General features: G+C 71.3%; 9 protein-coding genes and 1 pseudogene. 4 read left to right on the top strand and 6 right to left on the bottom strand.

The window, feature by feature from the left end; all coding sequences use genetic code 11:
- From SACSA_RS21660 to SACSA_RS0105325, 4 genes and pseudogenes are all read right to left on the bottom strand, one after another.
- On the bottom strand, positions 1-969 hold a 969-nt coding region (locus tag SACSA_RS21660; protein WP_019814142.1), incomplete at its 3' end, for an ABC transporter ATP-binding protein.
- A 372-nt stretch (positions 970-1,341) separates the two neighbouring features.
- Positions 1,342-2,456 (bottom strand): annotated as a pseudogene (gene ald, locus SACSA_RS0105335) (alanine dehydrogenase).
- A 137-nt stretch (positions 2,457-2,593) separates the two neighbouring features.
- Positions 2,594-3,094 carry a hypothetical protein gene (locus SACSA_RS0105330; RefSeq protein WP_019814141.1) on the bottom strand — a complete coding sequence of 167 codons (501 nt, stop codon included), beginning with the start codon at positions 3,092-3,094 and terminating at the stop codon, positions 2,594-2,596.
- Between the two features lie 74 nt (positions 3,095-3,168).
- A complete protein-coding gene (locus tag SACSA_RS0105325) occupies positions 3,169-3,759 on the bottom strand; it encodes an SACE_7040 family transcriptional regulator (protein WP_019814140.1) in 591 nt (196 codons plus the stop codon).
- Positions 3,760-3,913: 154 nt separating this feature from the next.
- Between SACSA_RS0105325 and SACSA_RS0105320 the strand changes: the two genes are divergently transcribed.
- The 4 genes from SACSA_RS0105320 (at position 3,914) to SACSA_RS0105305 (ending at position 9,608) form a co-directional block, all read left to right on the top strand.
- A complete protein-coding gene (locus SACSA_RS0105320; RefSeq protein WP_028661563.1) occupies positions 3,914-4,708 on the top strand; it encodes an SGNH/GDSL hydrolase family protein in 795 nt (264 codons plus the stop codon).
- 135 nt (positions 4,709-4,843) lie between these two features.
- Positions 4,844-6,457 carry a carboxyl transferase domain-containing protein gene (locus SACSA_RS0105315; protein ID WP_019814138.1) on the top strand — a complete coding sequence of 538 codons (1,614 nt, stop codon included), beginning with the start codon at positions 4,844-4,846 and terminating at the stop codon, positions 6,455-6,457.
- A gap of 5 nt (positions 6,458-6,462) precedes the next feature.
- Positions 6,463-8,451 (top strand): acetyl-CoA carboxylase biotin carboxylase subunit, encoded by a 1,989-nt coding sequence (locus SACSA_RS0105310; RefSeq protein WP_019814137.1) that lies wholly within the window; start codon positions 6,463-6,465, stop codon positions 8,449-8,451.
- Positions 8,448-9,608: an acyl-CoA dehydrogenase family protein gene (locus SACSA_RS0105305; protein ID WP_019814136.1), complete on the top strand. Its 1,161-nt coding sequence runs from the start codon at positions 8,448-8,450 to the stop codon at positions 9,606-9,608. The genes SACSA_RS0105310 and SACSA_RS0105305 overlap by 4 nt, the downstream gene beginning before the upstream one ends.
- A 69-nt stretch (positions 9,609-9,677) precedes the next feature.
- Here the strand turns inward: SACSA_RS0105305 and SACSA_RS0105300 are convergent, their stop codons facing one another.
- Both SACSA_RS0105300 and fahA read right to left on the bottom strand, forming a co-directional pair.
- Positions 9,678-10,757, bottom strand: coding sequence for an LLM class flavin-dependent oxidoreductase (locus SACSA_RS0105300; RefSeq protein ID WP_019814134.1), 1,080 nt, complete (start codon positions 10,755-10,757; stop codon positions 9,678-9,680).
- A 107-nt stretch (positions 10,758-10,864) separates the two neighbouring features.
- Positions 10,865-12,043, bottom strand: a complete 1,179-nt coding sequence (gene fahA / locus SACSA_RS0105295) for a fumarylacetoacetase (RefSeq protein WP_019814132.1) — start codon at positions 12,041-12,043, stop codon at positions 10,865-10,867.
- Positions 12,044-12,213 lie beyond the last annotated feature (170 nt).

The following is a 12,213-nucleotide window of genomic DNA, read 5'->3' as shown; positions in this document are numbered from 1 at the left end:
GGCCTGCTGCTGCGGCGGCGGGCCCGCGGCGTGCTGGGGCGGCTGGCCCTGCACCGGCGCCGCGCCGTACTGCGGGCTGGTGAGCTGGAAGAACAACTGCTCCAGGTCGGCCTTCTCCTCCTGCATCCCGTACAGCGCGATGCCCGCCTGTGCGGCGATGTCACCGATCCGCTGGACGCTCGCCCCGGACACGGCCACCCGGCCGTCCTGGGTGGGCTCGACGCCGGTCACCCCGGAGGAGTGCAGCGCGGTGACGAGCCCGGAGGCGTCGGCGGGCTGCACCAGCACGCGCGACTGCCTGCTCTGGCGGAGCTGTTCCAGCGGCCCGTAGTACCGCGTGGCCCCGGCGCTGACGATGACGACCTGGTCGATCATCTGCTCCACCTCGGACAGGAGGTGGCTCGACACCAGCACGGTGCGTCCCTGCTGGGCGAAGGAACGCAGGAACGACCGCAGCCAGGCGATGCCCTCGGGGTCGAGTCCGTTCGACGGTTCGTCGAGCACGAGCACCTGCGGGTCGCCGAGCAAGGCCGTGGCGAGCGAGAGCCGTTGCCGCATCCCCAGTGAGAAGTCCGAGGTGCGCCGGTTCGCCGCGGGGGAGAGGCCGACAAGGCCCAGGACCTCGTCGGCGCGCTGGTCGGGTACGCCGGTGGCGGCGGCATAGATGCGCAGGTGCTTGCGCGCGGTGTGCTTCGGGTGGAACCCGCCGTTGTCGAGCACCGCGCCCACGACCCGGCCCGGGTTGCCGAGCTGGTCGTGCCGCCTGCCGTTGATGGTGGCCACCCCCGCCGTCGGTTCGACCAGCCCGAGCACCATCCGCAGCGTGGTGGTCTTGCCCGCACCGTTGGGTCCCAGGAAGCCGGTGACGCTGCCCGGCTCCACCGCGAAACTGAGATTCTGCACCGCGGTGACGGGTCCAAACTGCTTGGTGAGGTTCTGCACCGCGATGCGGCCGCTGCCGTCGTGCATGCTGCCCTCGTCTCTCATGATCGTGCCTGTGGCGGTGTCATCCTGCCGTACGGACCGTTACGACGATCACGGGAGTCCCCCGGTTCCCTCACCCGATCGGCGGGGCGACACAGATCACCCGGAGGGTGGCGCAGGGCACTCGTGACGCATCGTCACTGCGCACAGCGTTACGCTGGAGAAATCACGGGCTCCGAAGAACGCTGGTGGGAAAGAAACTTCGCCGACTCGCGCCCCCCGGGCGGCGAACCGCGACGTTATTGCTTAAGCTTGTGGGTGGCGGCCCGCTCCCGGTGACCCCCAGGCTGGTTGAGCGGGCCGCCCCTTCTTGACTCCCCGCGCGGCCGTACGCCGAGCGCGGTGCGGTCTTTCGCCTCAGCGCTCCCGGATCGGCGTGGTACCGCACGGCAGGCCGTGCGCGGTCGCCACCGGCTCGTTCGTCAGCTCGCCGCCGTGGGTGTTGAGCCCCTTGGCCAGGCTGGCGTCGGCGTGTGCCGCCTCGGCCCATCCGGTCTCGGCGATGCGGAGCACGTAGGGCAGCGTGGCGTTGGTGAGCCCGTAGGTCGAGGTGCGCGGCACCGCCCCTGGCATGTTGGTCACGCAGTAGAACACCGAGTCGTTGACCCGGTAGGTCGGGTCGTCGTGGGTGGTCGGCCGCGAGTCGGCGAAGCAGCCGCCCTGGTCGATGGAGACGTCCACCAGCACGCTGCCCTCGCGCATCCGGCCTGCCAGCTCGTGGGAGACGAGCCGGGGCGCCTTCGCGCCCGGCACCAGCACGGCACCGATCACCATGTCCGCGCCGAGCACGGACTCCTCGAGCGACATCGCCGTGGAGGCCACGGTGCGGACTCGGCCGGAGAACTCCTGGTCGATCTGCCACAGCCTGCTGATGTTGGTGTCGAGCAGCTCCACGTCGGCACCCAGCCCGAGTGCGACGCGCGCCGCGCCCCGGCCGACGACCCCGCCGCCGATCACGACGACCTTCGCCGGGTGGACACCCGGCAGGCCGCTCGGCAGCACTCCGCGGCCGCCCCCGGGCGCAGCAGCGCGGCGGCGCCCGCCTGAGGGGCGAGCCTGCCCGCGACCTCGGACATGGGGGCCAGCAGCGGCAGCGCGCCGTCGTCGCTCTGCACGGTCTCGTAGGCCAGCGCCGTCGTGCCCGCGTCGAGCAGGGCCTCGGTCAACGGCCGGTCCGCCGCGAGGTGCAGGTAGGTGAACAGCACCTGGTCGGCGCGCAGGTAGGCGTACTCGGGGGCGACGGGCTCCTTGACCTTGAGCACGAGTTCGCCCTCGCTCCAGACGTCGGCGGCCTCGCGCAGAACCTTCGCGCCCGCCGACAGGTACTCCGCGTCGCTGATGGCCGAGCCTGCCCCGGCTCCCGTCTCGACGAACACGTCGTGTCCCCTGCGGGTCAGCTCGTCGACCCCGGTGGGGGTCAACGCCACCCGGTACTCGTGTTTCTTCGTCTCGCGGGGGACGGCGATGCGCACGGTTGCCTCCTCTTCTCATCGCGCACGGTGAGGGTCTCTCGCCCGGCACGGTCGGGTACCCGGCCGCGGGTGCGCGGTCGGGAGGTTCATCATCCTCGCCCGGGCAAGCCCCCGCCGCGTGCGCGGCCGGAGACGGCTCAGCCGGTGAGCGCCTCGGTGATCCAGGCCGGGACGTCGACGTCGCGGTCGAGGCACTCGACCGCCAGGCGCACCGTCCAGCGCAGAGCCTGCACCAGCAGGCTGTCCACCTCATCGCGCGCGGCGCTGGCCAGGGCGATCTCGACCTGCTCGACCGCCGCCTCCGGGTTGCCGTGCACCTCGGCGAGCAGTGTGCGCACGGCGGTGCGCACGGGCGGTGCGGCCTGGTCGATGGAGACCTCCTCGCCGCTCTCGTCGAAGACCTGTACCCGCACCGGCGTGGCGCCGCCGTCACCGAGACCGGCGACCATCGCGCTGCAGGCGCCGAACAACAGCAGCATCAGCTCGCGGGTTCGCTCGCGCCGTTCCCGTTGCGCGGAGGGTCCGAGCGCGGACAGTGCCTCGTCGTCCTCGCCGAGACTGGCCGCCGCCAGCGCGCGCTGCGCACGGCGCACCAGCGCCTCCCGCCCGTCGTCGTGATCGGCCTGCACGGGTCCCATACAACACCAGTGGCCCCGCGCGCGGTGCCGCCCGGCAGGGTGATCGGGAGACGCGCCGGTCCGCGCGGAACGACTCACTTCGCCGCGTAGAGCGCCCCGAGGGCGAGGTCCTCAAGGAGGTCGGCGAGCTGGTCGTCGGGCAGGTGCCTGCTGTGCGGGGTCGAGTTCATCAACCCGAAGACGGCGTGCGCGGCCGAACGCGCGCGGGTGTCGTCGAGGTGGGTGACCGCCGCCCGCAGCGTCGCCACCCACACCTCGACGTAGCGGCGCTGCAGGGCGCGCACCTGCCTGCGGTCGGTCTGGCCGAGGTTGGCCAGGTCCCGTTCCTGCACCGTGATCAGGGCCGGCTGGCTGAGCGCGAAATCGACGTGGAAGCGCACGAGTCCCGCGAGCACCTCCTCCGGCGATCCGCCCCGGCCAGTGCGCTCGGTGGCGCCGTCGAGCAGGTAACGGCTGATCGAGGTGAGCATCTCCCCGAGCATCGCGTCCTTGCTCCGGAAGTGCCGGTACAGTGCGGGCCCCGAGATGCCCACCGCCGCGCCGATGTCGTCGATGCCGACCCCGTGGAAACCCCGGTCCGCGAAGAGCGCGGCCGCGGCCGCGAGGATCTGGTCGCGACGACCGGCCTTGTCGCCGCGCCGCAGAGGTGAACCGGAGGAGGACACGCGGCAGACTCTAGCGCCTCGGTTAGCGAACGCTAATGGAAGGGGAGTCTTTTGACGTGATCCATCCGGGTCATGTCCGTTTCCCGCGTCTTTCTCGTCATCCCTCCACCTGGTAAGGGTCTTTTCCGGCCAATCATTGACGGAAGGGTGCGCCATGGTGACGCGGGCTCGTCGGTTGTTCTCGGTTTTCGTCGTCCTGGTTCTGAGTCTGGTGGGAGGAGCCGTCACCGCGGCCGCCGTTCCCGCCACGAACTACGTCGCCCTCGGCGACTCCTATTCCTCCGGTGTGGGAGCCGGATCGTACGGGGATTCCGGCGGCTGCAAACGCAGTGCCAACGCCTATCCCGAACTGTGGGCGGATTCCCACTCCGTCACCGACTTCACTTTCGTCGCCTGCCTGGGCGCCACGACCTCCGATGTGATCAATCAGGCGTCGGCGCTCGACGCCAGCACCACGCTGGTGACCCTGTCCGTCGGTGGCAACGACGCCGGGTTCACCGACGTGATGGTGGATTGCACCCTGGGCACCAACCAGTACTGCATCGACCGTGTCGAGCAGGCCAAGCAATTCGCCCGGACCACTCTTCCCGGGAGACTTGACGAGGTCTACTCCGTCGTGCGAAGCAACGCGCCGAACGCCCAGATCGTCGTGCTGGGCTACCCGCGCTTCTACAAGATCGGGGGATCGTGCCAGGCCGGGCTGAGCGACACCAAGCGCTCGGCGATCAACTCGGGGGCCGACACCCTGGCCGAGGTCACCGCGCAGCGGGCGGCCGCGGCGGGCGTGACCTTCGTCGATGTCCGCGGCCACTTCAGCGGGCACGAGATCTGCGCGGACGGCACGTGGTGGCTGCACAGTCTGACCTGGCCGGTCGACGAGTCGTATCACCCGACGGTGCAGGGCCAGGCCTCCGGCTATCTGCCCGCTCTCCAGTCCGTGACGGGCTGACGATCCGCCGCACAGCGCGGGCACGCCGAATCTGAGGGCGTGCCCGCGCTGTCGTGTGCGCGGGGAGTCTGGACAGGGTTGTTAGTCAGCGCTAACATCGCGCATGGTGTTAACGACTGCTAACTTGAGGGTGTGATGGACACTCCGGCGCTGACCAGCTCCGTCGATCCCGACAGCGACGCGGGTACCCGCAACACGCGCGCGCACACCGATCTGGCCGGCCAGTTGCGTGCCCGGCTGGCCGACGTGCGTCTCGGCGGGCCCGAGAAGGCCCGCGCGCGGCACGTCGAGCGCGGCAAGCTCCTGCCGCGCGACCGGGTGGACGCGCTGCTCGACCCGGGCTCGCCGCTGCTGGAACTCTCCCCGCTCGCCGCCACCGGCCTCTACGACGACGAGGCGCCGTCGGCGGGGATCATCACCGGCATCGGCCGGATCTCCGGCCGGGAGTGCGTCGTGGTCGCCAACGACGCCACCGTCAAGGGCGGCACCTACTACCCCCTGACGGTGAAGAAGCATCTCCGCGCGCAGGAGGTGGCGCTGCACAACAACCTGCCGTGCGTCTACCTCGTCGACTCCGGTGGCGCGTTCCTGCCCCACCAGGACGAGGTCTTCCCGGACCGGGAGCACTTCGGCCGTATCTTCTACAACCAGGCCACCATGTCCGCGCGCGGCATTCCGCAGATCGCCGCCGTGCTCGGCTCCTGCACGGCCGGGGGCGCCTACGTGCCCGCGATGAGCGACGAGGCCGTCATCGTGCGCGAGCAGGGCACGATCTTCCTCGGCGGTCCGCCGCTGGTGAAGGCAGCCACGGGCGAGGAGGTCACCGCCGAGGAACTCGGCGGCGGGGACGTGCACGCACGCTCCTCCGGAGTGACCGACCACCTCGCCGCCGACGACGCCGACGCGCTGCGCATCGTGCGCTCGATCGTGTCGACGCTCGGCCCGGCCGCGCCCCGGCCGTGGGACGTCGCGCCCACCGAGGAGCCCGCCGTCGACCCCGACGAGCTGTACGCGGCCGTCCCTGTGGACTCGCGCACGCCCTACGACGTGCGCGAGGTGATCGCCCGCGTGGTGGATGGCAGCCGGTTCGCCGAGTTCAAACGCGAGTACGGCACGACGCTGGTCACCGGTTTCGCCCGCATCCACGGCCACCCGGTCGGGATCGTGGCCAACAACGGCGTGCTCTTCGCCGAGTCGGCGATGAAGGGAGCCCACTTCATCGAGCTGTGCGACAAGCGGTCGGTTCCGCTGGTGTTCCTGCAGAACATCACCGGGTTCATGGTCGGCCGCGACTACGAGGCGGGCGGCATCGCCAAGCACGGCGCGAAGATGGTCACCGCCGTGGCCTGCGCGCGCGTACCGAAGTTCACCGTGATCATCGGCGGGTCGTTCGGCGCGGGTAACTACTCGATGTGCGGGCGGGCCTACTCACCCCGGTTCCTGTGGATGTGGCCCAACGCGCGCATCTCGGTCATGGGCGGCGAGCAGGCCGCCTCGGTGCTGGCCACCGTGCGCCGCGACGGCGTCGAGGCCCGGGGGCAGGAATGGTCCGCCGCCGACGAGGAGGCGTTCAAGGAACCGATCCGCGAGCAGTACGAGACCCAGGGCAACCCGTACTACTCCACCGCGCGGCTGTGGGACGACGGCGTGATCGACCCGAAGGACACCCGCACCGTGCTCGGACTGGCGCTCTCGGCGGCGGCGAACGCGCCGCTCGATCCGGTCAACTACGGCGTGTTCAGGATGTGAGGGGCATGTTCGACACGGTCCTTGTCGCCAACCGTGGCGAGATCGCGGTACGGGTCATCGCCACCCTGCGCCGGATGGGCATCCGCTCGGTCGCGGTCTACAGCGACGCCGACGCCGAGGCCCGCCACGTCGCCGAGGCGGACGTGGCACTGCGCGTCGGCCCCGCCGAGGCCACGCGCAGCTACCTGTCCATTCCCGACGTGGTGGCCGCCGCCGTCGACTCGGGTGCCCAGGCCGTGCACCCCGGTTACGGATTCCTCGCCGAGAACGCCGAGTTCGCCCGGGCGTGCGAGGACGCCGGCATCGTGTTCCTCGGTCCGCCCCCGGCGGCGATCGAGGCGATGGGCGACAAGATCCGCGCCAAGGACACGGTGTCGGCGGCCGGAGTTCCGGTGGTCCCCGGCGCCAACGACGTGTCCGACGTGGACTCGGCCGCCGAGGCCGCCGAGCGGGTCGGCTACCCCGTTCTGCTCAAACCGTCGGCGGGCGGCGGCGGCAAGGGCATGCGGGTGGTGTCCGTCCCGGACGAACTGCCCTCCGCCGTCGAGTCCGCCCGCCGTGAGGCGCGCGGCGCGTTCGGCGACGACCGGTTGCTCATCGAGCGGTACGTCGCCGCGCCGAGGCACATCGAGATCCAGGTGCTGGCCGACGCCCACGGCCACTGCGTGTACCTCGGCGAGCGCGAGTGCAGCCTGCAACGGCGGCACCAGAAGATCATCGAGGAGGCGCCGTCGCCGCTGCTCGACGAGCGGACCCGGGCGAGCATGGGACGGGCGGCGGTCGAGGCCGCACGGTCGGTCGGCTACGTCGGCGCGGGCACGGTCGAGTTCATCGTGTCCTCGCGGCGTCCGGACGAGTTCTTCTTCCTGGAGATGAACACCCGCCTCCAGGTCGAGCACCCGGTGACCGAGCTGGTCACCGGCCTCGACCTCGTCGAGTGGCAGGTGCGTGTCGCGGCGGGCGAACCGCTGGCCGTGGCCCAGGACGACGTCCGGCTCGACGGGCACGCCGTGGAGGCCCGCGTCTACGCCGAGGACCCGGCGCGGGACTTCGTGCCGACCGGGGGCACCGTGCTGGCCCTCGCCGAGCCGCGCAACGAGCACGTCCGGGTGGACTCCGGGCTGCGCGTGGGCACGGTGGTCGCCTCGCACTACGACCCGATGCTGGCCAAGGTGGTGGCCCACGGCCCCGACCGCGCCTCGGCGCTGCACCGGCTCGACCGGGCACTGGCGCACACCGCCGTGCTGGGGGTGCCGACGAACGTGCCGTTCCTGCGCGAGCTGGTGCGGCATCCCGAGGTGCGCGCGGGCACGCTCGACACCGCGCTGGTGGAGCGGGAACTGTCCGCGCTGACCGCCGACGACGGCGTGCCCGGTGACGTCCTCGTCGCCGCGGCGCTCGACCGCCTGCTCGGACTGTGGCCCACGGACGCGGTGGTCGACCCGTGGGAGGTGCCCAGCGGATGGCGGCTGGGCGGCAGCGCCGGAGTGGCGTTCCTGCTGCGCGCCGAGCAGACGGAGGCGCTGGTCCACGTCGAGGGCCCCCCGGACGCGGCACGGGTCACCGTCGGCGACGGCGAACCGGTCGACGCGTCGGCGGCCCGCGACGGCGACGGCGCGCTCGTCGTGCGGCAGACGGGGCTATACCGGCGTTACCACCGCGCGGCCGAACCGGACGGCACCCTGTGGCTGGCACGGGACGGCCGCGTCGTCGCGGTGCGGGAACGGCCGAACCTGCTCGCCTCACACGCCGAATCGGTCGATTCCGGGCCGGTCACGAGCCCGATGCCCGGCACCGTGCTCGTGGTCAAGGCCGAGCCGGGCCAGCGGGTCGCCGCCGGAGCGCCGCTGCTCGTGGTCGAGGCGATGAAGATGGAGCACACCGTCACCGCGCCCGTGGACGGCGTCGTCCGCGAGCTCACCGTCCGGGCCGGCCAGCAGGTCGGGCTGGACGAACCCCTGGCCCTGGTGACCCCGGAGGAAGGCACGTCATGATCGACTTCAGGCTCGACGACGAGTACGAGGAGCTGCGGCGGACCGTGCGCGATTTCGCGCGCGCCGAGGTCGCACCCGTGATCGGCGACTACTACGAGCGTGAGGCGTTCCCGTACGACCTCGTGGCGCGCATGGGTTCGATGGGCCTGTTCGGCCTGCCGTTCCCGGAATCCCACGGTGGGATGGGCGGCGACTACTTCGCCCTCTGCCTGGCGTTGGAGGAGCTGGCCCGGGTGGATTCGTCGGTCGCGATCACCCTGGAGGCCGGGGTCTCGCTCGGGGCCATGCCGATCCACCGGTTCGGCACCGAGGAGCAGAAGCGGCGCTGGCTGCCGGACTTGTGCGCGGGTACCGCGCTCGGGGCTTTCGGGCTCACCGAGCCGTCCGGCGGGTCGGACGCGGGCGCCACGCGCACGTCGGCGTGGCTGGACGGGGACGAGTGGGTGATCGACGGCAGCAAGTCGTTCATCACCAATTCCGGGACCGACATCACCAGCCTGGTCACCGTGACCGCCGTGACGGGCCGGGGGGACGACGGCGGCAAGGAGATCTCGGCGATCATCGTGCCGGCGCGGACTCCGGGGTTCGCCGTGGCACCGCAGTACTCCAAGGTCGGCTGGAACGCCTCCGACACGCACGAGCTGTCCTTCGCCGAGTGCCGGGTGCCCGCGGAGAACCTGCTCGGCGAGCGCGGCCGGGGCTACGCGCAGTTCCTGTCCATCCTGGACGAGGGCCGCGTCGCCATCGCGGCGCTGAGCGTCGGGCTGGCGCAGGGGTGCGTGGACGAGTGCCTGCGCTACGTCTCCGAGCGCGAGGCGTTCGGTCACACGATCGGGCGGTATCAGGCGGTTCAGTTCAAGCTCGCCGACATGGAGATGCGCACCCACACCGCGCGTCTGGCCTACTACCAGGCCGCGGCGAAGATGCTGCGTGGGGAGCCGTTCAAGAAGGAGGCGGCGATCGCGAAGCTGACCGCGTCGAACGCGGCGATGGACAACGCGCGGGAGGCCACCCAGATCCACGGCGGCTACGGCTTCATGAACGAGTTCGCGGTCGGCCGGTTCTACCGCGACGCCAAGATCCTGGAGATTGGCGAGGGCACCAGCGAGGTCCAGCGCATGCTCATCGCCCGCGAACTCGGCCTCACCCCCGCCTGAGCACTGCTGGCATGTCGTCAAGGCCCCCTTTACTGCACTCAACGCAGTGAAGGAGGCCTTGACGGCGCGTCAACTACTGTGGGTGGGCCCGGGGAGGCGTGGGTGGGTGGGTGCGTCCGGGACGCCGGGGGCGCGGCGGGAGGCGAACTCCTTGCGCAGGACGGGCACGACCTCCTCGCCGAGGATGTCGAGCTGCTCGAGCACGGTCTTCAGCGGCAGCCCCGCGTGGTCGGCGAGGAACAGTTGCCGCTGGTAGTCACCGACGTACTCGCGAAACCCGAGGGTGCGGTCAATGACCTGCTGCGGGCTGCCCACCGTCAACGGCGTGTGCTCGGAGAACTCCTCCAGTGAGGGACCGCCGCCGTAGACGGGGGCGTGGTCGAAGTAGGGCCGGAACTCGCGCACCGCGTCCTGCGAGTTCGGCCGCATGAACACCTGGCCGCCGAGGCCCACGATCGCCTCGTGCGGCTCGCCGTGGCCGTGGTGGGCGAACCGCTCCCGGTACAGGGCCACCATGCGCCGGGTGTGCTCGGCGGGCCAGAAGATGTGGTTGTGGAAGAAGCCGTCGCCGTAGTAGGCGGCCTGCTCGGCGATCTGCGGACTGCGGATGGAGCCGTGCCACACGAACGGCGGCACGCCGTCCAACGGGCGCGGTGTGGCCGTGAAGCTCTGCAACGGCGTGCGGAATCGCCCCTCCCAGTCCACGACGTCCTCGCGCCAGAGCCGGTGCAGCAGCTCGTAGTTCTCCAGGGCCAGCGGGATGCCCTGCCGGATGTCCTGCCCGAACCACGGATACACCGGCGGTGTGTTGCCCCGGCCCATCATCACATCGACGCGGCCACCGGCGAGATGCTGGAGCATCGCGAAGTCCTCCGCGATCTTCACCGGGTCGTTGGTGGTGATCAGCGTGGTCGCCGTGGACAGGATCAGCCGCTCCGTGCGCGCGGCGATGTAGCCGAGCATGGTGGTCGGCGACGACGGCACGAACGGCGGGTTGTGGTGCTCGCCGGTGGCGAAGACGTCGAGGCCGACCTCCTCGGCCTTCAAGGCGATCCGCACCATCGCGTCGATGCGCTCCGCCTCGGAGGGCGTGCGCCCTGTCGTGGGATCGGGCGTGACGTCCCCGACGCTGAAGATCCCGAACTGCATGTCCTCGTCACCACGCTCACCAGGTAGTTGTCCGTTCAACTACCACTGTAACGCGGTGGGGGCGCCCGCCATTCCCGGGCGGACGCCCCGACGCCCCGTGTGCGCGCTCAGCTCTGCCTCGCGGGCAGGACGCGCCCGCGCACCTCGCCGAACCCGAGCCTGCCGCCATCGGTGGACGGAGCGCTCGCGGTGAACACCACCTCGTCGCCGTCCTCGAGGAACGTCCGCTGTTCACCGCCGATCTCGAGTGGCTCGCGGCCGTTCCAGGTCAGCTCGATGAACGCGCCGCGCTGGTGCTTGTCCGGGCCCGAGATCGTCCCGGACGCGTAGAGATCACCCGTCCGGCTCGAGGCGCCGTTGGCCGTCAGGTGCGCCAGCATCTGAGCGGGCGACCAGTACATCTCGCGGTACGGCGGGCGCGCGACCTCCTGGCCGTTCCACTCCACGACGACCTCGATGTCCAGCCCCCACGACTCGCGCTCGGCCAGATACGGCAGCGGCTCGGGGTCCTGGCCCGGCAACGGCACGCGCGCGGCTTCCAGCGCGGCCAGCGGCACGACCCACGGCGAGATCGACGTGGCGAAGCTCTTGCCGAGGTTCGGGCCGAGCGGCACGTACTCCCACGCCTGGATGTCCCGGGCCGACCAGTCGTTGACCAGCACCGCGCCGAACACGTGGTCGGGGAAGGAATCCGGGGACACCGTCGAGCCCAGCGGTGACCCCGTGCCCACCACGAACCCCAGCTCGGCCTCGATGTCGAGCCTGCGGGACGGGCCGAACGTCGGTGCCTGCTCGTCCGGGGCCTTGCGCTGTCCGCACGGGCGCACGATGTCGGTGCCGGAGAGCACGACCGTGCCCGCGCGGCCGTGGTAGCCGACGGGCAGGTGCTTCCAGTTCGGCATCAGCGGCTCGGCGTCCGGCCGGAACAGCCTTCCGAGGTTCGAGGCGTGGTGCTCGGAGGCGTAGAAGTCGACGTAGTCGGCGACCTCGACGGGAAGGTGCGGGCGCACCTCGGACACCGGGTGCACGGCGTCGTCGGGCACGTCGCCGGAGACCAGGTCGCGCACCCGGGAGCGCACCTCGTCCCAGCGGGCCCGGCCCTGCGCCATGAACGCGTTGAGCGACGGCTGGGCGAAGACGTCGTCGCCGAGGGTGGCCGCCAGGTCGACGACCGAGTCGGCGACGCGCACCCCCACCCGGGGCGCACTACCCGGCGTCGAGAACACGCCGTAGGGCAGGTTGGCGAGGCCGAAGGGGGAGCCCTCCGGGATGTCGATTCGGGTCACGAGGCGGCTCCTTCTCCGCGCACGAGCGAGCCGTCGACCAGTTCGAGGTCGACCAGCTCGGTGAGCGGCTCGGTGATACTGCAGGTTCCGAACGAGGTGAACACCTCCCGCGCGGCGGCGGTGCGCCGCGGCCCGAGGTCGCGCACGCCCGCGGCGACGGCGTCGGCGTC

The sequence above is a fragment of the Saccharomonospora saliphila YIM 90502 genome (genome assembly GCF_000383795.1).
Taxonomy (GTDB): Bacteria; Actinomycetota; Actinomycetes; order Mycobacteriales; family Pseudonocardiaceae; genus Saccharomonospora; species Saccharomonospora saliphila.
This window is presented reverse-complemented; position numbering and strand designations above follow the sequence as displayed.

What these genes read in the sequence shown, in the direction of transcription:
- SACSA_RS0105330 (WP_019814141.1), bottom strand. Translation starts at nt 3,094, where the DNA reads ATGGGACCCGTGCAGGCCGATCACGACGACGGGCGGGAGGCGCTGGTG.
- SACSA_RS0105320 (WP_028661563.1), top strand. Translation starts at nt 3,914, where the DNA reads ATGGTGACGCGGGCTCGTCGGTTGTTCTCGGTTTTCGTCGTCCTGGTT.
- SACSA_RS0105310 (WP_019814137.1), top strand. Translation starts at nt 6,463, where the DNA reads ATGTTCGACACGGTCCTTGTCGCCAACCGTGGCGAGATCGCGGTACGG.
- SACSA_RS0105300 (WP_019814134.1), bottom strand. Translation starts at nt 10,757, where the DNA reads ATGCAGTTCGGGATCTTCAGCGTCGGGGACGTCACGCCCGATCCCACG.
- SACSA_RS0105305 (WP_019814136.1), top strand. Translation starts at nt 8,448, where the DNA reads ATGATCGACTTCAGGCTCGACGACGAGTACGAGGAGCTGCGGCGGACC.
- SACSA_RS0105315 (WP_019814138.1), top strand. Translation starts at nt 4,844, where the DNA reads ATGGACACTCCGGCGCTGACCAGCTCCGTCGATCCCGACAGCGACGCG.